General features: G+C 71.5%; 18 protein-coding genes. All 18 read left to right on the top strand.

Annotation, left to right across the window (positions count from 1 at the left end):
- Nucleotides 1-2 precede the first annotated feature (2 nt).
- Nucleotides 3-356 carry a DUF4233 domain-containing protein gene (locus tag OG447_RS13270; protein ID WP_266936693.1) on the top strand — a complete coding sequence of 118 codons (354 nt, stop codon included), beginning with the start codon at nt 3-5 and terminating at the stop codon, nt 354-356.
- A 106-nt stretch (nt 357-462) separates the two neighbouring features.
- Complete coding sequence (gene ndk / locus OG447_RS13275; protein WP_031145468.1) at nt 463-873, top strand: nucleoside-diphosphate kinase; 411 nt, start codon at nt 463-465, stop codon at nt 871-873.
- Nucleotides 874-1,169: 296 nt separating this feature from the next.
- The gene (locus OG447_RS13280) at nt 1,170-2,189 is read left to right on the top strand and encodes a rod shape-determining protein (protein WP_008738981.1); all 1,020 of its coding nucleotides are present in this window, start codon (nt 1,170-1,172) and stop codon (nt 2,187-2,189) included.
- A 176-nt stretch (nt 2,190-2,365) separates the two neighbouring features.
- Nucleotides 2,366-3,313 (top strand): rod shape-determining protein MreC, encoded by a 948-nt coding sequence (gene mreC / locus OG447_RS13285; protein ID WP_266936694.1) that lies wholly within the window; start codon nt 2,366-2,368, stop codon nt 3,311-3,313.
- Nucleotides 3,314-3,326: 13 nt separating this feature from the next.
- On the top strand, nt 3,327-4,034 hold the full coding sequence (gene mreD / locus OG447_RS13290) for a rod shape-determining protein MreD (RefSeq protein ID WP_266936695.1): 708 nt from the start codon (nt 3,327-3,329) through the stop codon (nt 4,032-4,034).
- A gap of 13 nt (nt 4,035-4,047) precedes the next feature.
- The gene (gene mrdA / locus OG447_RS13295; RefSeq protein ID WP_266936696.1) at nt 4,048-6,228 is read left to right on the top strand and encodes a penicillin-binding protein 2; all 2,181 of its coding nucleotides are present in this window, start codon (nt 4,048-4,050) and stop codon (nt 6,226-6,228) included.
- A 176-nt stretch (nt 6,229-6,404) separates the two neighbouring features.
- Nucleotides 6,405-7,604 carry a rod shape-determining protein RodA gene (gene rodA, locus OG447_RS13300; RefSeq protein WP_266936697.1) on the top strand — a complete coding sequence of 400 codons (1,200 nt, stop codon included), beginning with the start codon at nt 6,405-6,407 and terminating at the stop codon, nt 7,602-7,604.
- 48 nt (nt 7,605-7,652) lie between these two features.
- A complete protein-coding gene (locus OG447_RS13305; protein WP_266936698.1) occupies nt 7,653-9,203 on the top strand; it encodes a CYTH and CHAD domain-containing protein in 1,551 nt (516 codons plus the stop codon).
- A 73-nt stretch (nt 9,204-9,276) separates the two neighbouring features.
- Entirely contained in the window at nt 9,277-11,202 is a 1,926-nt protein-coding gene (locus OG447_RS13310; protein ID WP_266936699.1) for a TIGR03960 family B12-binding radical SAM protein, read from the top strand.
- A gap of 162 nt (nt 11,203-11,364) precedes the next feature.
- Nucleotides 11,365-11,595: a type II toxin-antitoxin system VapB family antitoxin gene (locus tag OG447_RS13315; protein ID WP_266936700.1), complete on the top strand. Its 231-nt coding sequence runs from the start codon at nt 11,365-11,367 to the stop codon at nt 11,593-11,595.
- Nucleotides 11,583-12,014, top strand: a complete 432-nt coding sequence (locus tag OG447_RS13320) for a PIN domain nuclease (protein ID WP_266936701.1) — start codon at nt 11,583-11,585, stop codon at nt 12,012-12,014. The genes OG447_RS13315 and OG447_RS13320 overlap by 13 nt, the downstream gene beginning before the upstream one ends.
- 51 nt (nt 12,015-12,065) lie before the next feature.
- Nucleotides 12,066-13,490 (top strand): hypothetical protein, encoded by a 1,425-nt coding sequence (locus tag OG447_RS13325; protein WP_266936702.1) that lies wholly within the window; start codon nt 12,066-12,068, stop codon nt 13,488-13,490.
- A gap of 126 nt (nt 13,491-13,616) precedes the next feature.
- A complete protein-coding gene (locus OG447_RS13330) occupies nt 13,617-14,396 on the top strand; it encodes a TIGR03936 family radical SAM-associated protein (RefSeq protein WP_266936703.1) in 780 nt (259 codons plus the stop codon).
- A gap of 237 nt (nt 14,397-14,633) precedes the next feature.
- A complete protein-coding gene (locus OG447_RS13335) occupies nt 14,634-18,665 on the top strand; it encodes an Rne/Rng family ribonuclease (RefSeq protein ID WP_266936704.1) in 4,032 nt (1,343 codons plus the stop codon).
- Nucleotides 18,666-18,951: 286 nt separating this feature from the next.
- Nucleotides 18,952-19,272 (top strand): 50S ribosomal protein L21, encoded by a 321-nt coding sequence (rplU, locus tag OG447_RS13340; protein ID WP_030384677.1) that lies wholly within the window; start codon nt 18,952-18,954, stop codon nt 19,270-19,272.
- A gap of 13 nt (nt 19,273-19,285) precedes the next feature.
- Nucleotides 19,286-19,540, top strand: a complete 255-nt coding sequence (gene rpmA, locus OG447_RS13345; protein ID WP_069920265.1) for a 50S ribosomal protein L27 — start codon at nt 19,286-19,288, stop codon at nt 19,538-19,540.
- A gap of 177 nt (nt 19,541-19,717) precedes the next feature.
- Nucleotides 19,718-21,163, top strand: coding sequence for a GTPase ObgE (gene obgE / locus OG447_RS13350; protein ID WP_266936705.1), 1,446 nt, complete (start codon nt 19,718-19,720; stop codon nt 21,161-21,163).
- 51 nt (nt 21,164-21,214) lie between these two features.
- Nucleotides 21,215-22,828 carry a glycosyltransferase family 2 protein gene (locus tag OG447_RS13355; RefSeq protein WP_266936706.1) on the top strand — a complete coding sequence of 538 codons (1,614 nt, stop codon included), beginning with the start codon at nt 21,215-21,217 and terminating at the stop codon, nt 22,826-22,828.
- Nucleotides 22,829-22,865 lie beyond the last annotated feature (37 nt).

The following is a 22,865-nucleotide window of genomic DNA, read 5'->3' on the forward strand; positions in this document are numbered from 1 at the left end:
GGATGCGCACGCTGTGTGCGAGCACGCTGATCGGTGAGTTCTTCGTGATCGGCTTCGCCGGCCTGGTGGCCATGAAGGATCCGGACCTGTCCCAGATGGCGGTCTGGACGGTCTGCGGGGCCGCCATGGTCCTGTCGGTGCTGCTGTGCGGGATGCTGAAGCGGCGCGGGGCGGTCGAGCTGGGCTGGGCGCTGCAGATCGGGCTGATCCTGAGCGGCTTCGTCCTGCCGACGATGTTCTTCCTCGGTGTGGTCTTCGCGGGCCTGTGGTGGTGCGCGGTGCACTTCGGCCGCAAGACGGACAAGATCCGGGCCGACTGGGAGGCTGCGCAGGAGGAGGCGGCGCCGGCCGCGTAGCGGAGCCCGTGCCGTCCCGCCGCCCGCGGGGGAGGCCCGGCGCGGGGGCGCGGTCGCGTCGCGTAGATTCGTTCTACCGCACCCGTATGCCGCAAGGAGCCGCAACATGACCCAGCGCACGCTCGTCCTGCTCAAGCCCGACGCCGTCCGTCGCGGCCTGATCGGCGAGATCATCGGCCGTATCGAGCGGAAGGCCGGCTGGACCGTTCCCGCGCTGGAGCTGCGCACGCTGGACCAGGAGACCCTGGAGGCGCACTACGGCGAGCACAAGGGGAAGCCCTTCTACGAGCCGCTCATGGGCTTCATGTCCAGCGGTCCCGTGGTCGCCCTGGTCGTCGAAGGGGAACGCGTGATCGAGGGTGTCCGACAGCTGGCCGGACCCACTGACCCGATCGCCGCGGCGCCCGGTTCCATCCGGGGTGACTTCGGCACCATCACCCGGGAGAACCTGATCCACGCCTCGGATTCCGAGGAGTCCGCCGAGCGTGAGCTGAAGCTGTTCTTCCCCGCGCTCTGAACACTCCTCACTGAGGAGACATCAGCCGAATAGCGCTCATGACCTGGGGCGACCGAAGTAATTTCGGTCGCCCTTCGGTATAACCGGGCGCTACCGGGAACGCATGCGCAGGACACGACGTCACCACTATGGGGGCGGGTATCCATTCCGGCGGGATTGCCGGAGTCCCGTCGCGCGGTGTTCGTACTCCCGGCACTACGATGGGGCCTCCACCCACACACCCACCTCGCCGACCTGACAGCAGCCGCTATCAACTGGAAGGCCAGACGCTCCTCATGGGGAACAAGGGGAACAACATGTCGTTCATCGGCCGTGACATGGCGATCGACCTCGGGACCGCCAACACGCTGGTGTACGTGAGGGGCCGGGGGATCGTCCTGAACGAGCCGTCCGTGGTCGCCATCAACACGAACACCGGTGGCATCCTGGCGGTCGGCTCCGAGGCGAAGAAGATGATCGGGCGCACGCCCGGCAACATCGTCGCCGTACGGCCCCTCAAGGACGGCGTCATCGCCGACTTCGAGATCACCGAGCGTATGCTCCGGTACTTCATCCTCAAGATCCACAAGCGCCGGTACCTGGCCCGTCCGCGCGTGGTGGTCTGCGTTCCCTCCGGCATCACGGGAGTCGAGCGCCGCGCGGTCATCGAGGCGTCCACGCAGGCCGGCGCCCGCCAGGTACACATCATCGAGGAGCCCATGGCCGCCGCCATCGGTTCCGGCCTGCCCGTCCACGAGGCCACCGGCAACATGGTCGTGGACATCGGCGGCGGCACCACGGAGGTCGCCGTCATCTCCCTCGGCGGAATCGTCACGGCACAGTCCATCCGGGTGGCCGGCGACGAGCTCGACAACGCGATCATCCAGCACATCAAGAAGGAGTACTCGCTCCTCCTCGGCGAACGCACCGCCGAGCAGATCAAGATCACCATCGGGTCGGCGTACGACCTCGACAAGGACGAGCACACCGAGATCCGCGGCCGCGACCTGGTCTCGGGCCTGCCCAAGACCGTGGTCATCTCGGCCGCCGAGGTGCGCAAGGCCATCGAGGAGCCGGTCAACGCCATCGTCGACGCGGTCAAGACCACGCTCGACAAGTGCCCGCCGGAGCTGTCCGGCGACATCATGGACCGCGGCATCGTCCTGACCGGCGGCGGCGCCCTGCTCCGTGGCCTCGACGAGCGGCTGCGCCGGGAGACCGGCATGCCGATCCACATCGCCGAGGACCCGCTCGACTCCGTCGCGCTGGGTTCCGGCAAGTGCGTCGAGGAGTTCGAGGCACTCCAGCAGGTCCTGGACGCGCAGCCCCGTCGCTGACAAGCGCCCTCCTGCCGGGGGGTCATGCGGAACACAAGGATCCGCCGTACGGGTGCTACCGGGCCCGTGCGGCGGATCGTTGATATACAGGCAACAGTCGGTGGGATCACAGCTTCACGTTCCACCGGAGCGGCTCCGCCGCACGAGTCACTACGAGGAAGGCACGGCCGCCGCACGTGAGGGACACACGAGAAAGCCGGCTGCTCCTGGTGCTTCTGATCGCCATCGCGTTCGCATTGATCACGGTGGACATCAGGGCGGGCGAGGAGTCGCCGGTCGACGGTGCCCGGCAGGCCGCCGCAGCGGTCTTCGGCCCCGTCGAGAAGGGCGTGTCGACCGCGGTCGACCCCGTCGCCAACGCCATAGGGGCGGTACGGGACTCCGGTGAGCGCCACAACCGGATCGCCACGCTGGAGCGGGAGAACGCGGCCCTGAAGGCCAAGCTGGGCAGCGACGACCAGACCCGCAGCCGGATCCACGAGCTCGACGAGATGCTCAAGCGGGCCGGAGCCGGCCAGTACGGCATCAAGGGCGCCGAGGTCATCGCGATAGGAGCGGCCCAGGGCTTCTCCTGGACCGTCACCATCGACGCCGGCAGCAAGGACGGCATCGAGCGCGACATGACCGTCCTGAACGGGGACGGACTCGTCGGGCGGGTCAGCACCGTCGGCCCCGACACGGCCACCGTCGTCCTCGCCAACGACCCCGACTTCACCGTCGGCACCCGGCTGGAGAAGACCGGAGAGCTCGGCTTCGCCACCGGACAGGGCGACCGCGCGCTGTCCGTGCAGATGCTCAACGGCAAGGCCAAGGTCAGCCCCGGGGACCGGCTCGTCACCTTCGGATCGCGCGGCAACAAGCCCTTCGTACCCGGCGTGCCGATCGGCGAGGTGGTCAAGGTCGACCCCTCGCGCGGCGACCTGACCCGCACCGTCTGGGTGCGCCCGTTCGTCGGATTCTCGCGCCTGGACATCGTGGGCGTCGTGGTGATGCCGCCGCGCGAGGACCCGCGCGACGCCGTCCTGCCCCCCAAACCCGAGGCCCCCAAGCCCACCCCGACGGTCACCGTCACGGTCACCCCGTCCGGGTCCGCCAGTGTGCCCGGCAAGCCGGCCGACGAGTAGGAGCAGACCGCCCATGCGCTTCAACCGGATCCTGCTCTCGGCCACGCTCGTCGTGGTCGCCCTCGTCGTCCAGGTCACCATCCTGGGACGCCTCCAACTGCCCGGCGCCGTGCCCGACCTGGTGCTGCTCACCGTCGTCGCCCTCGCCCTCGTGTACGGGCACGTCAGCGGCGCCCTCATCGGCTTCGGCGCCGGACTCCTCACCGACCTGGCCCCGCCCGCCGACCACGCCGCCGGGCGGTACGCGCTCGTGCTCTGCCTCATCGGGTACCTCGTCGGCCTGGTCCGACCCGACAGCGGACGGTTCCGCTCCGCCTGGGGTCCGATGCTGACCGTCGTCGGCGCCGCGATCGCCTCCACCCTGCTGTACGCGGGTGTGGGCGCCCTCGTCGGGGACACCGCCGCCCGCCACGTCGGCCTGACCGGGCTGCTGTTCACCGCCACCCTCTACGACCTGCTCCTGGCCCCCTTCACCGTGCCGTTCATCATGGCCCTGGCCCGGCGCGCCGAGAACGACCCGATGGCCGTCGAGGCCGGCGGCGGCCCCGCCAACAAGGCCGCCGACGTCTCCGCCGGCTGGCTGGCCGGCGGCACGGGCCTGCGCATCGGCAGCCAGCGCGGCGGCCTGCGCCTGAAGACCGCGCGCGGCCGCGCCAACCGGGCCGTCCGGATAAAGGGGGTCAAGGGCGTGAAGAGCGTGAAGAGCGTCAAGAAACTGTGACCGGGGAGCAAGGGTGACCAACATTCCGGAAACCGGCCGCACCTCCCGGGTGCAGATCCGGCTCGTCATCATCCAGGTGCTCGTCTGCTCGATGCTGCTCACCCTCGCCGGCCGCCTCTGGTACCTCCAGATCCGCAACGGCCAGGAGTACTACGACGAGGCGAAGAGCAACCACGTCCAGCAGGTCGTCCAGCCCGCAGTCCGCGGCTCGATCCTCGACGCCCGCGGGGTCGCGCTCGCCGACAACGAGACCCGCCTCGTCGTCTCCGCCAGCCGTACCGCGCTGATGAAGATGAAGGACAGGGGCAAGGGCGTCATGACCCGCCTCGCCGGCGTCCTGGACATGAGCCCCAAGGAGGTCATGGACAAGGTCCGGCTCTGCGACTCCCAGACCCCCAAGCCCTGCTGGAACGGCTCCCCGTACCAGCCGATCCCGGTCACCCTCGAAGCCACCACGCAGCAGGCGCTGCAGCTGCGCGAACGCCCCGAGGACTTCCCCGGCATCACGGCCGAGCCCACCGCCGTCCGCCGCTACCCGGCCCCCGGCGGGGCCCGCACCGCACAGGTGCTCGGCTACCTCTCGCCGGTCACCGACGAGGAGATCCAGAAGGCCAAGGACACCGACTCGCCGCATCTGCGCTCCGATCAGGTGGGCCGTTCCGGAACGGAACGCACCTACGACAAGGAGTTGCGCGGAAAGGCGGAAGTCACCTCCTACGAGGTCGACAACCTCGGCCGGGTCATGGGCCAGACCAAGTCAGACCCCGGCGTGGCCGGATCCACGCTCGTCACCAGCATCGACGCCCGGGTCCAGTCCGTCGCCGAGTACGAGCTCCAGCAGGCGATGAAGGTCGTCCGCCACGAGACCGACAACATCACCGGCCGCAAGTACGAGGCCGACTCGGGCGCCGTCGTCGTCATGGAGGCCAAGACCGGCCGCATCGTTGCGATGGCCTCCCAGCCCGACTACGACCCCAACGCCTGGGTCGGCGGCATCTCCGCCAAGGACTACGCCAGGCTCACCAGCAAGAACTCCAACTACCCGCTGCTCAACCGGGCCATCCAGGGCCAGGCCCCCGCAGGCTCCATCTTCAAGGTGGTGTCGGCGAGCGCGGCCGTCCGGGCCGGCTACGCCTTCGACAGTAAGTACAACTGCAGCAGTTCCTACAGCCTCGGCGGCCGGAGCTTCGCGAACTTCGAGTCCAAGGGGCACGGCCCCATCACCCTCGGCGACGCCCTCAAGTTCTCCTGCAACACCGTCTTCTACGCCCTTGGCCACAAGGAGTGGCAGCGCGACGGCGGCCTCAAGCCCAAGAAGGACGCCCACGACTGGTTCTACCGGACCGCCCGCGAATTCGGACTCGGCTCCGAGACCGGCATCGACCTGCCGAACGAGGTCACCGGCCGCATCCCCGACCGCGGGTGGAAGAAGAGCTTCTGGGCGGCCAACAAGGACTCCTGGTGCAAGCAGGGCAAGAGGGGCGGCACCTACGTCGAGCAGATCGCCTACGAGAGCTGCCTCGAAGGCAACCAGCTGAAGGCGTTCGACAGCATCAACTTCGCCATCGGCCAGGGCGACGTCCTCGTCACCCCCATCCAGATGGCCACCGCCTACTCGGCCATCAGCAACGGGGGCACCCTCTACGACCCCACCGTCGGCAAGGCCGTGATCAGCCCCGACGGCAAGCACATCGAGATGATCAAGCCCCAGTCCCACGGCAGGCTGCCGGTCGACGCCCAGACCGTCAAGGACCTCGACCAGGGCCTGCGCTCGGTCGTCGCGCCCGGCGGCACCGCCGCCTGGCGGTTCATCGGCTGGCCGCTCGACAAGATCCCGATGCGGGCCAAGACCGGCACCGCCCAGGTCTACGGCAAGCAGACCACCTCGTGGCTGGCGACCTACACCGACGACTTCACGATCGTCATGACCATCTCCCAGGGCGGCACCGGCTCCGGAGCCTCCGGCCCCGCCGTCCGCAACATCTACAACGCCATCTACGGTCTCGACATGGCCGGCAAGCAGGACCCGAAGAGGGCCCTGCTGCTCAAGCCGGAGGCGAAACTGCCCAAGATCCACCCCGACGGCTCCATCGACTCCCCCGAGATCCGGCCGTACGTACCGCCGTCCCCGGAGGAGCTGGCGCCGCCCGCGCTCGCCGGCCCGCCCGCCGCGCGCCCCGCGCAGCACGACTGAGGCGGAGGGGGTGTCTTGCCGATCAGGCCGGGCTCGCGTCGTCTGGCACGCACGCTCGCCGCGTTCTCGTCGGTCGCCGACGCTCCGCGTCGACTCCCTCCTCGGCCTTGCGATCGCACGCACCAGACGACGCTCCCTGATCCGGCCTGATCGGCAAGACACCCCCTAGGACAGACATGCAGACCGCCAACAAGTTCTCCGTCTCCCGGTACGCGCCCCAGCGCGGGACGGTGGCCAGGCTCACCGCCCGCGACTCGGTGCTGCGCCGGCTCGACTGGCCGATCCTCCTCAGCGCGCTGGCGCTGTCGTTCATCGGCGCCCTGCTCGTGTGGTCGGCGACCCGCAACCGGACCCAGCTGAACCAGGGCGACCCGTACTACTTCCTCTTCCGGCACGCCCTGAACACCGGCATCGGCCTCGTGCTGATGATCGGCACCATCTGGCTCGGCCACCGCACCCTGCGCGGCGCGGTCCCCTTCCTCTACGGGATCTCGCTGCTGCTCATCATCGCCGTGCTCACCCCGCTCGGTGCCACCATCAACGGCGCCCACGCGTGGATCGTGATCGGCGGCGGATTCTCCCTCCAGCCCTCCGAGTTCGTGAAGATCACGATCATCCTGGTCATGGCGATGCTGCTGGCCACCCGGGTGGACGCCGGAGACCTCTCCCATCCGGACCACCGCACCGTCGTCAAGGCGCTGTGCCTGGCGGCCGCCCCGATGGGCATCGTCATGCTGATGCCCGACCTCGGCTCCGTCATGGTCATGGTCGTCATCGTGCTCGGCGTACTGCTGGGCTCGGGCGCCTCCAACCGCTGGGTGCTCGGCCTGATCGGCGCGGGCGCCGGCGGGGCCATCCTGATATGGCAGCTCGGCGTCCTGGACGAGTACCAGATCAACCGCTTCGCGGCCTTCGCCAACCCCTCCCTCGACCCGGCGGGCGTCGGCTACAACACCAACCAGGCGCGCATCGCGATCGGCTCCGGCGGACTGACCGGCTCCGGGCTCTTCAAGGGCTCCCAGACCACCGGCCAGTTCGTGCCCGAGCAGCAGACCGACTTCGTCTTCACGGTGGCGGGGGAGGAGCTCGGCTTCGTCGGCGCCGGGCTGATCCTCGTACTGCTGGGCATCGTGCTGTGGCGGGCCTGCATGATCGCCCGCGACACCACCGAGCTGTACGGGACGATCGTGTGCGCCGGGATCATCGCCTGGTTCGCGTTCCAGTCCTTCGAGAACATCGGGATGACCCTCGGCATCATGCCGGTCGCCGGGCTCCCGCTGCCCTTCGTGTCCTACGGAGGGTCCTCGATGTTCGCGGTGTGGGTGGCCATCGGACTGCTCCAGTCGATCAAGGTGCAGAAGCCGTTGTCGGCCTAATTCCCGTTCACCCTGCCGTCGTGATCCGTTCAGGACTAAGTTCGGTCTATGGCGGACACGAAACGCGAGACAGAGCGGAAATTCGAGTTCACACAGGCTGACAAGAAGCGGGCGAAGCAGGCCCGCCACGAGGTGCCGGACCTGACGGGCACGGCCGCGATCGCGGCCGTCTCCGACCAGGGGACCGTCGACCTCGACGCCGTCTACTACGACACCCCCGACCTCCGGCTCGCCGCCGACGGCCTCACCCTGCGGCGCAGAACCGGAGGCAAGGACGAGGGCTGGCACCTGAAACTGCCGGTCTCCCCCGAGGTCCGGGACGAGGTCACGGCACCCCTCGGCGACACCCTGCCGCGCGCCCTCGCCGCCCTGATCCGCTCCCGCGTCCGCGACGCCGGGCTGGAACCGCAGGTCAGGCTGGTCTCCTCGCGCCGCGTCAGCCATCTGCTCGACGCCGAGGGCGCCCTGCTCGCCGAACTCAGCATCGACGCCGTACGGGCCGAGCGCGGCGAGGCCGCCGTGTCCTGGACCGAGGTCGAGGTCGAGCTCGCCGACGGAGCCGAACCCGCACTGCTCGACGCCGTCGAGAAGACCTTCCGCAAGGCCGGGCTGCGCGTCAGCGACGCACCCTCGAAGCTCGCCCGGGCCCTCGCCGAGACCGGGGCCACGCCCGCGGCCCGCTCCTCGGACGCGGCCGGGGCCGAAGCCGCCGACGACGGCACGGCGGGCGCGTACGTCCTCTCGTACCTGTGGGAACAGCGCGACGCCCTGATCGCCCAGGACCCGGCCGTACGACGGAGCCTGCCGGACTCCGTCCACCAGATGCGGGTCGCCACCCGCCGGCTGCGCAGCGCCTTCAAGACCTACCGCAAGGTGCTCGACCGCGCGGTCACCGACCCGATCGGCGAGGAACTGCGCTGGCTGGCCGCCGAACTCGGCGTCGACCGGGACCAGGAGGTCCTGCTGGAACGGATCCAGACCCGGATCGGCGAACTGCCCCGCACCCTGATCCTCGGACCGGTCCGCGGCCGCCTGCGGGTGTGGAACAACAGCCGCCGCTCCGATTCGCGGCGCCGGGCGCTGGCCGCGCTCGACAGCAAGCGCTACCTCACCCTCTTGGACACCCTCGACGCCCTCCTGGAGACGCCGCCGCTGCTCAAGAACGCGGCCGACCCCGCACCGGCGGTCCTGCCCAAGGCCGTACGCCGGGACTACGAACGCCTCGCGGGCCGGGTCGAGGGCGCGCTGGCCCTGACCCCCGGCGAGGAACGGGACCTGGCCCTGCACGAGGCCCGCAAGGCCGCCAAACGCGCCCGGTACGCGGCGGAAGCGGCCACGCCCGCCCTCGGGAAACCGGCGAAACGCATGGCCAAGGCCATGAAGTCGGTCCAGACCCTGCTCGGCGACCACCAGGACAGCGTGGTGGCCCGCGAGGCCCTGCGCGGCCTCGGGATCCAGGCGGCGGGCGCGGGTGAGTCCGCCTTCACCTGGGGCGTCCTCTACGCCCGCGAGGAGGTACAGGCCGAGCTGCGCGAACGGGAGCTCCCGGAGGTCTGGGCGGACGCCTCGGATCCGGCGCTGCGGGCGGCCCTGGCGTGATCATGCGGGTGGGGGGAGCCCGAGCCTCGCGGTACGCTTGAGAGCTGCCCCCTGCCCGCTTCACGAAAGTCGCGTGATGACCGAATCGGTCTTCCCTCAGCTTGAGGCCCTGCTTCCGCATGTGCAGAAGCCCATCCAGTACGTCGGCGGTGAGCTCAACTCCACGGTCAAGGAGTGGGAGAGCTGCGACGTCCGCTGGGCGCTCATGTACCCGGACGCGTACGAGGTCGGGCTGCCCAACCAGGGCGTCATGATCCTCTACGAGGTGCTCAACGAGCGCGCGGGCGTCCTCGCGGAGCGCACCTACAGCGTGTGGCCGGACCTCGAAGAACTGATGCGCGAGCACAAGGTGCCCCAGTTCACCGTGGACAGCCACCGCCCCGTGTCCGCCTTCGACGTGTTCGGCCTGTCCTTCTCCACGGAGCTGGGCTACACGAACATGCTCACCGCCCTGGACCTCGCGGGCATCCCGCTGGAGGCCCGCAACCGCACCGTCGACCACCCGATCGTCCTCGCGGGCGGCCACGCGGCCTTCAACCCCGAGCCGATCGCGGAGTTCATCGACTGCGCGGTCATCGGCGACGGCGAGCAGGCCGTCCTCGACATGACCGAGATCATCCGCGCCTGGAAGGCCGAAGGCAGGCCGGGCGGGCGCGAGGAGGTCCTGCTGCGCCTGGCGAAGACCGGCGGGGTCTACGTACCGGGCTTCTACGACGTCGAGTACCTGGAGGACGGCCGCATCGGCCGTGTCGTCCCGAACCGCTCCGGCGTGCCGTGGCGGGTGTCCAAGCACACCGTCATGGACCTCGACGAGTGGCCGTACCCCAAGCAGCCCCTGGTCCCGCTCGCCGAGACCGTCCACGAGCGGATGTCCGTGGAGATCTTCCGCGGCTGCACCCGCGGCTGCCGTTTCTGCCAGGCCGGCATGATCACGCGCCCCGTGCGGGAGCGAAGCATCACCGGCATCGGCGAAATGGTGGAGAAGGGCCTCAAGGCGACGGGCTTCGAAGAGGTCGGCCTGCTGTCCCTCTCCTCGGCGGACCACACCGAGATCGCCGACATCGCCAAGGGCCTCGCGGACCGGTACTCGGACGACAAGGTGGGCCTGTCCCTGCCGTCGACCCGCGTGGACGCCTTCAACGTGGACCTGGCCAACGAGCTGACCCGCAACGGCCGCCGATCGGGCCTGACCTTCGCCCCCGAGGGCGGCTCCGAGCGCATGCGCAAGGTCATCAACAAGATGGTCTCGGAAGAGGACCTGATCCGCACCGTCGCCACCGCCTACGGCAACGGCTGGCGCCAGGTGAAGCTGTACTTCATGGTCGGCCTGCCGACCGAGACAGACGAAGACGTCCTGCAGATCGGCGACATGGCGGTCAACGTCATCGCCAAGGGCCGCGAGGTCTCCGGTCAGAACGACATCCGCTGCACGGTGTCGATCGGCGGGTTCGTACCGAAGCCGCACACCCCCTTCCAGTGGGCCCCGCAGCTGTCGGCGGAGGAGACGGACGCCCGTCTGGGCAAGCTCCGCGACAAGCTCCGCGGCGACAAGAAGTACGGCCGCTCCATCGGCTTCCGCTACCACGACGGCAAGCCCGGCATCGTCGAGGGCCTGCTCTCGCGCGGCGACCGCCGCATCGGCGACGTCATCCGCGCGGTGTACGAGTCGGGCGGCCGCTTCGACGGCTGGCGCGAGCACTTCTCGTACGACCGCTGGATGGAGGCCGCGGAGAAGACGCTGCCCGCCTACGGCGTGGACGTGGCCTGGTACACCACCCGCGAGCGCACCTACGAGGAAGTACTGCCCTGGGACCACCTGGACTCCGGTCTCGACAAGGACTGGCTCTGGGAGGACTGGCAGGACGCCCTCGACGAGACCGAGGTCGAGGACTGCCGCTGGACCCCGTGCTTCGACTGTGGCGTGTGTCCGCAGATGGACACCAGCATCCAGATCGGCCCGACGGGGAAGAAGCTGCTCCCGCTGTCGGTCGTGAAGTGACCTCGGGCCGCTGACGTCGCCTTTTGATGTGCCCCTCACCGGGAACGGTGGGGGGCATATTCATTTGATGCCCGAGTGAAGGTTTCTGTATGGGGTGCACGCGGATATCCTGTAAGGGCGTGCAGAGGAATACTCTGCCTTCGCTGCCAGGAGGTGGCCCGCATGGCCAAGACCGTGATCGACATCAACGAGGAAGCGCTGGCACTCGCCGCGGAGGCCCTCGGCACCACGACCAAGAAGGACACGGTCAACGCCGCGCTGGAGGAAATAGGAGCACGGGTCCGGAGGCAGCGGGCGCTGGAGGCCCTCGTCAAGCTCGACGAGGAGGGTGCGTTCGACAAGGGTCGGGAGCCCGGATTCAAGGCGGAGGTGCGCGGGCCATGGGGGAGCTGACCGAGGGCGCGTTCCTGATCGACACCTCCGCTCTGCACCGGATCACACTGCCGGGTCCGTTCTCCACGTGGCGTCCGGCGCTGGCCGCCGGACGTATCGGTCTGTGCGCCGCGACCGAGGCCGAAGCCCTGTACTCCGCGCGGTCGCCCGCCCAGTACGCCGAGATGCGGCAGGCGTTCTCGGACCTGTACGTGCGGCACGAGATCCCGGACGACGTGTGGTCCAGGGTCCAGGCCGCACAGAGCGTCCTGGCCGCAGCCGGATGTGTGCGCTCTGCCGGAGTCGTCGATCTGGTCCTGGCGGTCACCGCCGCCCGGCACCGCCTGACCGTGCTGCACTACGACCGGGACTTCGAGACGCTCGCCAAGCACATGGACCTGCGGACCCGATGGCTCGCCGAGCCGGGGTCCGTCGACTGATCCTCCGGGGCCCCGTGCAACGGGCGGGGCCTATCGTGCGTCGTCATGGTCATGGATCTGAAAAAGCACGGACAGCACGAGCCCCGACCGGGCGGGCAGGGCTGTGTGTTCGCGATGGTCCGGATACCGGTGCGGATCCTGGCCGTGCTCATCGTGCTGCCGGTGCGGGTGGTCTGGGACCTGCTCGTCCTCGGGGCGTGCACCGTGCACCGGCGCGCCCTGCGTCCGGCCGGGAACGGGGTGGCCTGGGTCTGGAGCCGGCTGTACCGGTACGTGCTGACTCCGGCCGGGCGCGCACTCGCCTGGCTGGCGCGGGGGACCGGGCTGGTCCTGAAGTGGGCGGCGCTGGCCGTCTTCTACTGGCCCTGGGTGGGGCTGTGGCGGTACGTGCTCGCGCCCGCCGGGGCCGCGCTGTGGCGCTGGGTCCTGGTTCCGCTCGGACAGGGGCTCGCCCTCCTGGGCCGGGGAGCCGCCGTCGCACTGGAATGGCTGGCCAAGGCGCTGTTCGTCTGGCCGTGGGCCGCGCTGTGGCGGTACCTGGTCGTCCCCGGCGGCGCCGCGCTGTACCGGTACCTGCTGAGGCCGGTGGGCAAGGGGCTCGAATGGGTGGTCCTGGCCGTGGTCCGGTACCTGCTCAAGCCGTCGGCCGCCGCGGTCGCCTGGACGGTCACCGCCGTGTACCGCTACCTGCTCAAGCCGTCGGGCGCCGCCGTCGTCTGGACCGTCACCGCCGTCTACCGCTACCTGCTCGTGCCGCCGGTCCGGGGCATCGCCTGGCTGCTCCGCGGGCTGTACCGGTACGTGCTCACTCCGACCGGGCACGCCCTGGTGTGGTTCCTGCCGCGGGCCTTCGCCGCCGTGTTCGTCTGGCCGTGGGTGGCGCTGTACCGGTACGTCCTCACCCCCGGCGGGCACGGCATCGTCTGGCTGGCCCGTGGTGCCGGCGCCGTACTGGGCTGGCTGGGCAAGGCGCTGTTCGTCTGGCCCTGGGCCGCGCTGTGGCGGTACCTCCTCGTCCCGGCCGCGACCGGCACCTACCGGTACCTGCTGACCCCGCTCGGGCACGGCATCGCCTGGCTGGCCCGGGGCCTGTACCGGTACGTCCTCACGCCCCTCGGGCACTTCGCCGCCGCCACCTGGCGGCTCGCCGGGCGCGTCAGCCGCGCCCTGGGGCGTGGCCTCGTCCGGCTCTGGCGCGGCTGCGTCGTCCGGCCCGCCGCCTGGGTCTACCGCCAGGTGGCCACGCCCGTCGGACATCTGGCCCGCGAGGTGTGGCGGACATCCCGCACCGTGGCCCGCGAGGTCTGGCACACCGCCCGTTCCGCCGTGCGGGACGCGCGGGCCGGGGTACGGCAGGCGCTGTTCGGTACTCCTCCCCGGGAACCGGCGAGGTCACAGGCGCGTACTCTGGGTAGTACGACAGCCGTAGGCCAACCGCCCGCCCCCGAGATCTCCCTGCGCAAACAGCAGGTGTGAGCCGGAGGCAGGGCGTGGCCGGCCGGCCCCACAGACCTCAGGGCAACGCGCGAGCCGCGGAGCCCCGCACAAGGAGAAGAACCACTGGGCAAGCGACAGCCCGAAGGCCCGCCTCCCGCACCGGTGGTGCAGCGCATTCGACTGCGCTACACCAAGCGCGGCCGCCTCCGGTTCACCAGCCACCGCGACTTCCAGCGCGCCTTCGAGCGGGCTCTGCGCCGCGCCGAGGTGCCGATGGCGTACTCCGCCGGCTTCACCCCGCACCCCCGCGTCTCGTACGCGAACGCCGCGCCGACCGGGACGGGCAGCGAGGCCGAGTACCTGGAGATCGCCCTCGCCGATTCCCGTGACCCCGAGAAGCTCCGCGAGCTGCTCGACGAGTCCATGCCGGCCGGCCTCGACATCATCGACGCCGTCGAGGCCCGCACCTCGGGCCTCGCCGACCGGCTCACCGCCTCCGTCTGGGAGCTGCGCCTGGAGGGCGTGGACCCCGCGGACGCCGGGCGCGCCGTGACCGACTTCCTCGCCGCCGAGACCGTGGAAGTGCAGCGCCGCACCAAGAACGGCATGCGCACCTTCGACACCCGCGGCGCTGTGGTCAGCCTCGAGGCGCTTCCTGCCCCTGCTGATAGGCCGCTGGACAATGCCTGTGCGATACTGCGGCTGGTTGTTCGGCATCTGACACCTGCCGTGCGACCCGACGACGTCCTGTCCGGTCTCCGAGCTGTGGCCGACCTGGCGCCGCCGGTCCCCGCAGCGGTGACCAGGCTGGCGCAGGGGCTCTTCGACGAGGAGTCCGGCACGGTGACCGACCCGCTCGCGCCCGACCGCGAGGCTGACACGGCCGCCCCACCCACGGCCGCCGTAGCCGCCGACGCGAAGGCGCCGGAAGGTCCCGCCGCGTAGGGATCGTCGTCGTCGCGCAGCCCTGGCACTCGGGAGCCACCTGGGTCGGGCCCGCGCATTGACCTGAAGACTTCCGCCAGGCCGTACGGACAACACGTACGGAACCGGCGGCCATGGACTACGAGCTCCCGTGTGGCGAACGCGCCCCGGAGGCCGGTTCCGCGCTCATCGCGTGGCGCCGTGCCGGACCGGATGTCAGCCGCGGCGCCCGGGAGCGTGACGGGAGAACCGCCCGCAATGCTCAGCAACGAAAACGACACCACCACCCCCGCCGGTAACGCCGACAACGGCAGCCCGAGCGACAACCTGCCTCCGCGCAGGCGCCGCCGCGCCGCTTCCCGGCCCGCCGGTCCGCCCGGCGCCACCGCCGCCGAGGCCACCCCGGTGACCGAGGCCGCTCCGGCCGACTCCCAGGCGAGTGCGGCGGAGGCCGCGCCGGCCGCCGCCCCCGCCCGTACCCGCCGCCGCGCCACCCGCGCCGTGGCCGCTCCCGAGGCTCCGGCCGCCGCCGAGGCCGTCGTGGTCGAGGCCCCGGCCGTCGCCGCCGAGGAGCCCGCCGCTCCGGCTCCGCGTGCCCGCCGCCGCGCCACCCGTGCCGTGGCCGCCCCCGAGGCGCCCGTGGCCGAGGCTCCGGCCGCGTCCGTGGCCGAGGAGGAGGCTCCGGCCGCTCCGGCCCCGCGTGCCCGTCGCCGCGCCACCCGTGCCGTGGCCGCCCCCGAGGCTCCGGCCGCCGAGGCCGTTGTGGCCGAGGCCGTAGTCGTCGAGGCCCCCGCCGTGGCCGAGGAGCCCGCCGCTCCCGCCCCGCGTGCCCGTCGCCGGGCCACCCGCGCCGTCGCGGCCCCGGCCGCCGAGGTCGCGGAGACCGCCGAGGCCGTCGAGGCGCCCGCAGCCGCCGTTGCCGAGGCTCCGGCCGTGGTCGCCGAGGAGCCTGCCGCTCCCGCCCCGCGTGCCCGTCGCCGCGCCACCCGCGCCGTCGCCGCTCCGGCCGCCGAGGCCGCCGAGGTCGTGGAGGCGCCCGCGCCCCCCGCCGTGGAGGAGGAGGCCCCCAAGGCCGCCGCCCGGACCTTCACCGTCGCCGACGCGCTGGACTCCCCGAAGCGCGGCGGCCGCCGCCGCGCCACCCGTACCGGCGCCGCCCCGGCCGCCGCCGCGCAGCCCGCCGCCGAGGCCGAGGCGCCCGCCGCCCCGGCCCGGGGCCGCCGCGCCGCGCGCCCCGCCGTGGCCGTCTTCCAGGCCCCGGTCTTCGCCGAGCCCATGTTCCAGACCCCCGAGACCGCCGCCATGGCCGCCGCTGCCGCCCGCGCGGCCGCTCCGGCCGACGAGGTCGAGGAGGAGGAGACGGAGCTGGAGGCCGAGGTCGTCGAGACCCCCGCCCCGCAGCCGGCCGGCCGTCGCCGCCGCCGTGGCCGTGGCGCCGCCGAGCCCGCGCCGGCCGCCGAGACCGGTCCGGTCTCCCTGCCCGAGGTGCTCGCCGAGGAGGAGCCGGAGGCCGAGGCCGCCGAGCTCGAGGACGAGTCCGCCGAATTCGAAGAGGGCGACGAGTCGGGCGAGCGCCCGTCCCGCCGCCGCCGTCGCGGTGGCCGTCGTCGCCGCCGTGGCGAGTCCGCCGACCTCGACGAGTCCGCCGACGAGGAGTCCGAGGCCCCGGCCGCCGAGCAGGAGGCCGAGGAAGAGGACGAGGACGACGAGGACGCGGGTGCCCTGGGCTCCAGCTCCAGCCGTCGCCGCCGTCGCCGCCGCCGTCGCAGCGGTGACTCCGCCGCCGAGTCCGCCGAAGCGGGCGAGGAGGACGGCGTACGCACCGTCGTCAAGGTCCGCGAGCCGCGTCCGGCCCGCGAGCGCGTCGAGTCCACCTCCTCCGACGAGGTGCAGTCCATCAAGGGCTCGACCCGTCTGGAGGCCAAGAAGCAGCGCCGCCGCGAGGGCCGTGAGCAGGGCCGCCGCCGCGTCCCGATCATCACCGAGGCCGAGTTCCTGGCCCGCCGTGAGGCCGTTGAGCGCGTCATGGTCGTCCGCCAGGCCGGCGAGCGCACCCAGATCGGCGTCCTCGAGGACAACGTGCTCGTCGAGCACTACGTCAACAAGGAAGAAGCCACCTCGTACGTCGGCAACGTCTACCTGGGCAAGGTCCAGAACGTGCTGCCGTCCATGGAGGCCGCCTTCATCGACATCGGCAAGGGCCGCAACGCCGTCCTGTACGCCGGTGAGGTCAACTTCGAGGCGCTCGGCATGGCCAACGGGCCGCGCCGCATCGAGTCCGCCCTCAAGTCCGGCCAGTCGGTCCTCGTGCAGGTCACCAAGGACCCGATCGGCCACAAGGGCGCCCGCCTGACCAGCCAGGTCTCGCTGCCCGGCCGCTACCTGGTCTACGTGCCCGAGGGCTCGATGACCGGCATCAGCCGCAAGCTGCCCGACACCGAGCGCGCGCGCCTGAAGACCATCCTCAAGAAGATCGTCCCCGAGGACGCGGGCGTCATCGTGCGCACCGCCGCCGAGGGTGCGAGCGAGGACGAGCTGCGCCGCGACGTCGAGCGTCTGCAGGCCCAGTGGGAGGACATCCAGAAGAAGTCGAAGCAGATCTCGACCTCTTCGCCGAGCCTGCTGTACGGCGAGCCGGACATGACCGTCCGCGTCGTGCGCGACATCTTCAACGAGGACTTCTCGAAGGTCATCGTCAGCGGTGACGGCGCGTGGGAGACCATCCACGGCTACGTGAACCACGTGGCCCCGGACCTGTCCGACCGGCTGTCCCGCTGGACCTCCGAGGTCGACGTCTTCGCGACGTACCGGATCGACGAGCAGCTCGCCAAGGCGCTCGACCGCAAGGTGTGGCTGCCCTCGGGCGGCTCGCTTGTGATCGACAAGACCGAGGCGATGATCGTCATCGACGTCAACACCGGCAAGTTCACCGGTCAGGGCGGCAACCTCGAGGAGACCGTCACCAGGAACAACCTGGAGGCGGCCGAGGAGATCGTCCGCCAGCTGCGGCTGCGCGACCTCGGCGGCATCGTCGTGATCGACTTCATCGACATGGTCCTGGAGTCCAACCGCGACCTGGTCCTGCGGCGGATGCTGGAGTGCCTGGGCCGTGACCGTACGAAGCACCAGGTCGCCGAGGTGACCTCGCTGGGCCTGGTCCAGATGACCCGCAAGCGGGTGGGCCAGGGTCTGCTGGAGTCCTTCTCCGAGACCTGCGTCCACTGCAACGGCCGCGGTGTCATCGTGCACATGGAGACGCCGACCGTGGTCGGTGGCGGCGGCAACGGCAAGCGCTCGAAGCGCCGCGGCGGCAAGGCCGAGTTCGACCAGCACGACCACGAGGCCGAGACGGTCGAGGTGGAGTTCGAGACCGAGCCCGAGGCCGAGGTGGCCGCCGAGGCCGCGGCGCCCCGGCAGCTGCCCGAGCCGGAGTTCGTCCCGGACGAGGAGCTGTACAGCAGCCCGGCCGAGGCCGAGGCCGCGGCGGGCCTGAGCGGTCGCCGCAACCGCCGCCGCGCCACCCGCAAGGCGACCGCTCCGGCGGGCGCCCCGCGCGGTGCGGCAGCCCAGGCTCCGGCCCAGGCCGCTGCCCCGGCTCCGGCCCCCGTGGTCGAGGTCGAGGCCGAGCCGGTGACCGTGCCCGCCGACACCGTCCTGGAGCCGGTGGCCGAGGTCGTCGCCGAGGCGGAGACCGTGGCCGAGGTCGTGGCGGAGCCGGTGGCGGAGGAGGCCCCCAAGGGCCGCACCCGTCGCCGTGCGACCCGTAAGGCCACCGCCCCCGCGGGCGCCCCGGCCCCCGCGGCCGAGGTGGCCCCGGAGCCGGTCGTCGTGCCGGAGCCGGAGCCCGTCGTGGAGCCCGAGCCGGTCGTCGCCGAGCCCGAGCCGGCGCCCGCGCCCGCCGTGGCCGACGAGGCTCCCGTGGCGGAGGCCGCCCCGGCCCGTCCGCGCCGGCGTGCCACCCGTAAGGCCACCGCACCGGCCGGTTCCCCGGCGGGTGCGACGGAGGCCGCAGTGGTGGTCGTCGAGGCCGTCGTGACCGAGCCGCAGCCGGAGCCCGAGGCCCCGGCCGAGGAGGCCGCCCCGGCCAAGAAGGCCGCCCGGAAGGCCCCGGCCAAGAAGGCGACCGCGGCGAAGAAGGCCACCACCGCCAAGAAGGCGACGGCGGCCAAGAAGACCGTGGCCAAGAAGGCGGCCACGACCAAGAAGACCGTGGCCAAGCGGGCGACGAAGAAGACCGCGGCGGCGGAGCAGCAGACCCCGCCCTCGGTCTCGGCGCCTGCCGAAGCCTGATCCGCGTGACGGCCGTGGGCCCCGCCGAGAGGCGGGGCCCACGGCCGTGCGGGGCCCGGTTTGACCCCCTGGAACCGGCCCCGTAACCTAGACCGTCGGCATGCCTAGGCAAATATGTTTAGAGCACGCCGCGCTCCTGAGCACCTTCCTCCCGCGCCGTGCGCGCAAGCGCCGTACGGGAGAGGCCGCTCGTCCAATCCGGATCAGTGCGGTCCTGTCGCAAGACGGGGTCCCGACTGAGCGGCTGGCTTCAGGAGCATCCGTCCCGAGTGAGAGAGAGATCCGCGTGTACGCCATCGTGCGCAGCGGTGGTCGCCAGCACAAGGTTGCTGTCGGCGACATCGTTGAGGTTGACAAGATTTCCACTGCCAAGGTTGGCGACACGGTCGAGCTCTCGACCCTGCTCGTCGTCGACGGCGAAGCCGTGACCAGCGACCCGTGGGTCCTGGCCGGCATCAAGGTCACGGCCGAGATTGTGGACCACCACAAGGGCGCCAAGATCGACATCCTGCGGTACAAGAACAAGACCGGCTACCGCCGTCGCCAGGGTCACCGTCAGCAGTACACGGCGATCAAGGTCACCGGTATCCCCGCGGCTGCGAAGTAAGAGGGACTGAGACATGGCACACAAGAAGGGCGCATCGTCCACTCGGAACGGGCGCGACTCCAATGCCCAGCGGCTCGGCGTGAAGCGCTTCGGCGGTCAGGTCGTTTCCGCTGGTGAGATCCTCGTCCGCCAGCGCGGCACCCACTTCCACCCGGGCGCGGGCGTCGGCCGTGGCGGCGACGACACGCTGTTCGCGCTGCAGGCCGGTGCCGTCGAGTTCGGCACGCACCGTGGCCGCAAGGTCGTCAACATCGTTCCGGCCGCCTGATCCAGCTTCGGCTGATCAAGCGTTCGTAACTTCCCGAGGGCGGATCTCAGCTCTTTCCGGCGCGAGCCGGGAAGAGAGGTCCGCCCTCGGCGCGTTGTCACATAGACACGTTTAATGGGCAGCAAGGCCTGCCCCCGGATTTTCCGGACTATTCCCGCTGTATCTGGAGGAACACCCATGACCACCTTCGTGGACCGCGTCGAGCTGCACGTCGCCGCGGGTAACGGGGGCCACGGCTGCGCCTCCGTTCACCGGGAGAAGTTCAAGCCGCTCGGCGGCCCCGACGGCGGCAACGGCGGCCGTGGCGGCGACGTCATCCTGGTGGTGGAGCAGGCGATCACCACCCTGCTGGACTACCACCACAGCCCGCACCGCAAGGCCACCAACGGCAAGCCCGGCGAGGGCGGCAACCGCTCCGGCAAGGACGGCCAGGACATGATCCTGCCCGTGCCGGACGGCACCGTGGTCCTCGACAAGGAGGGCAACGTGCTCGCCGACCTCGTCGGCCAGGGCACCACCTACGTGGCTGCCGAGGGCGGCCGCGGCGGCCTCGGCAACGCCGCTCTGTCCTCCGCCCGCCGCAAGGCGCCCGGTTTCGCGCTCCTCGGCGTCCCCGGCACCGGCGGCGACGTCATCCTGGAGCTCAAGACCGTCGCCGACGTGGCGCTGGTCGGCTTCCCGAGCGCCGGCAAGTCCTCGCTGATCTCGGTGCTCTCCTCCGCCAAGCCGAAGATCGCGGACTACCCCTTCACCACCCTCGTCCCGAACCTGGGCGTCGTCACGGCCGGCTCGACGGTCTACACGATCGCCGACGTCCCGGGCCTGATCCCCGGCGCCAGCCAGGGCAGGGGCCTCGGCCTGGAGTTCCTGCGCCACGTCGAGCGCTGCTCGGTGCTGGTGCACGTCCTGGACACCGCCACGCTGGAGTCCGACCGCGACCCGATCGCCGACCTCGACGTCATCGAGGAAGAGCTCCGGCTCTACGGCGGCGGCCTGGAGAAGCGCCCGCGCCTCGTCGTCCTCAACAAGGTCGACATCCCGGACGGCCAGGAGCTCGCCGACATGGTCCGCCCGGACCTGGAGGCCCGCGGCTACAAGGTCTTCGAGGTCTCCGCGGTCGCCCGTACGGGCCTCAAGGAGCTCTCGTACTTCCTCGCCGAGGTCATCGCCAAGGCGCGTGCCCGCAAGCCGAAGGAGGAGGCGACCCGTATCGTCATCCGCCCGAAGGCCGTGGACGACTCCGGCTTCACCGTCACCTACGACGAGGTCGAGGAGCTCTACCGGGTGCGCGGCGAGAAGCCGGAGCGCTGGGTCCGCCAGACCGACTTCAACATCGACGAGGCCGTCGGCTACCTCGCCGACCGCCTCAACCGCCTCGGTGTCGAGGACGCGCTCAGGAAGGCCGGCGCCCGCGCCGGCGACGGCGTCGCCATCGGCTCCGACGACAACGCGGTCGTCTTCGACTGGGAGCCGACCATGATGGCCGGCGCCGAGATGCTGGGCCGCCGCGGTGAGGACCACCGTCTGGAGGCTCCGCGCCCAGCCACCACGCGCCGCAAGGAGAAGGACGCCAAGCGCGGCGACTCGGCGCAGCAGGAGTACGACGAGTTCCGTCCGTTCTAGTACCGGACGACCTTGAAGTCGCCTTTACGCGGGTCGCTTAGGATCCTTCGGGTGAGCAGCAAATCCCCCACCGTCTCCGTCGTGGTGATCGCGTACAACGACGCCGGGCTCGTGGGCGAGGCCGTATCGTCGGCTCTCGCCCAGGGCCCGGTGGTCGCCGAGGTCATCGCGGTGAACGACGCCTCGTCGGACGGCACCGCGCGGGTGCTGGACGAGCTGGCCGCCGCGCACCCCCGCCTGAAGGTCGTGCACCGCACGGAGAACAGCGGAGGGTGCGGTACCCCGCGCAACGACGGGATCGCCGCGGCGAGCGCCCCCTACGTCCTCTTCCTGGACAGCGACGACGTGCTGCCGCCGGGGGCGGCCGACGCGCTGGTGCGGGCCGCCGAGGAGCACGACGCGCCGGTCACCGTCGGCGCGTGCGTACGGCGCGAGCTGCCGCAGCGCCACGACGTGCCCTGGGTGCCCGGTCTCTACACCCCCGGCGACGTGATCGAGCGGCCCGCGGACCGGCCTGAGCTGGTCCGGGACACCCTGTGCGTCAACAAGCTGTACGCGCGCGCCTTCCTGGACGCACATTCCATCCGCTTCCCCGACGGCCGGTTCGTCTACGAGGACTTCGCCTTCACCGCGCGCGTCCTGGCCGCTGCCCCGCGCGTCGCCGTCATCGGCGACCTCGTCTACGTGTGGCACGTGCGCCGCAGCGCCGCCCAGGTGTCGATCTCCCTGGACCGCAAGGACGTCGGGAACTGGCGTTCGCGCATCGAGGCCCACAGCACGGCCTCCCGCACCCTCGCCGCCGCCTCCCCGGAGCTGGGCCGCGCCTGCCAGGTCAAGTTCCTGGAGTACGACCTGCGCATGTACCTGCGCGAGATCGGCACCGACCCCGGGTACCAGGCCGCGTGGTGGACCCTCACCCGGGACTACCTCGCCGGCTTCGCCGAGGCCGACATCCGGGCCGCGAGCGCCCCCGTCCGCTGGATCGTGCGGCTGCTGCGCGCCACCGACGCACCCCCCGCCGACCTCCAGCGGCTCACCCGCCTCGCCGCCGAGCCGCCGCGGCTGCTGCCCCCGTACGCCGTCGACGCCGACGGGTCGCCGGTGTGGAGCGAGGCCCTGCCCGTCGGGCTGGAGGGCCTGGCCGAGCTGGAGACGGCCGGGCTGCCCGTCGCCGCCGACGCCGAACCGGCCGGCGCCGGCGTGGTGCGGATCCGGGTTCACGATCTGTACGGGCGCCTCGCGGCGGCCGGGCCGCGCACCGTCCAGCTGCGTTTCCTGCCCCGGGCGGGCGGCGAGCCCGTCCTGGCCCAGCCGGTGGAGCTGCGCCCCGGCGCGGACGGCGGCTGGAGCGCCGAACTGCCGTTCCGCCTCGCGGACCTGGCGGCGAACGGGCGGCGCCAAGGGCTGCGCCGGATGCAGGCCTGGGACGTCAGGCTGGCCGTGGAGTGCGCCGACGGAAGCTCCGTGGTCACCTCGCTGAGCCCCCGCGGGGGGCTGCTGCGCCGCCGCGCCCTGCCGAGCAGCCGGTACGGTGTTCTGCTGTCGCAGCCGTACCGCACGGCCGCCGGCTCGCTGGCCCTGCGCCTGGCGCCCGGCGCCGAGGGTGCGCTGTACCTCGTACGCAACCGTCTTCACCGGGCCCGGGCAGGCCGCAGGCCGGGCTGAGACCGCCATACAGAGAACTCGGACGGGCCCGCAAGGG

It is taken from the genome of Streptomyces sp. NBC_01408, assembly GCF_026340255.1.
In the GTDB taxonomy this organism is placed as follows: domain Bacteria; phylum Actinomycetota; class Actinomycetes; order Streptomycetales; family Streptomycetaceae; genus Streptomyces.

Bases quoted from the DNA above. Each gene is read 5' to 3' on its own strand.
- OG447_RS13270 (WP_266936693.1), top strand. From the start codon at position 3: ATGCGCACGCTGTGTGCGAGCACGCTGATCGGTGAGTTCTTCGTGATC.
- ndk (WP_031145468.1), top strand. From the start codon at position 463: ATGACCCAGCGCACGCTCGTCCTGCTCAAGCCCGACGCCGTCCGTCGC.
- OG447_RS13280 (WP_008738981.1), top strand. From the start codon at position 1,170: ATGTCGTTCATCGGCCGTGACATGGCGATCGACCTCGGGACCGCCAAC.
- mreD (WP_266936695.1), top strand. From the start codon at position 3,327: ATGCGCTTCAACCGGATCCTGCTCTCGGCCACGCTCGTCGTGGTCGCC.
- rodA (WP_266936697.1), top strand. From the start codon at position 6,405: ATGCAGACCGCCAACAAGTTCTCCGTCTCCCGGTACGCGCCCCAGCGC.
- OG447_RS13305 (WP_266936698.1), top strand. From the start codon at position 7,653: ATGGCGGACACGAAACGCGAGACAGAGCGGAAATTCGAGTTCACACAG.
- OG447_RS13315 (WP_266936700.1), top strand. From the start codon at position 11,365: ATGGCCAAGACCGTGATCGACATCAACGAGGAAGCGCTGGCACTCGCC.
- OG447_RS13320 (WP_266936701.1), top strand. From the start codon at position 11,583: ATGGGGGAGCTGACCGAGGGCGCGTTCCTGATCGACACCTCCGCTCTG.
- OG447_RS13325 (WP_266936702.1), top strand. From the start codon at position 12,066: ATGGATCTGAAAAAGCACGGACAGCACGAGCCCCGACCGGGCGGGCAG.
- OG447_RS13335 (WP_266936704.1), top strand. From the start codon at position 14,634: ATGCTCAGCAACGAAAACGACACCACCACCCCCGCCGGTAACGCCGAC.
- rpmA (WP_069920265.1), top strand. From the start codon at position 19,286: ATGGCACACAAGAAGGGCGCATCGTCCACTCGGAACGGGCGCGACTCC.
- obgE (WP_266936705.1), top strand. From the start codon at position 19,718: ATGACCACCTTCGTGGACCGCGTCGAGCTGCACGTCGCCGCGGGTAAC.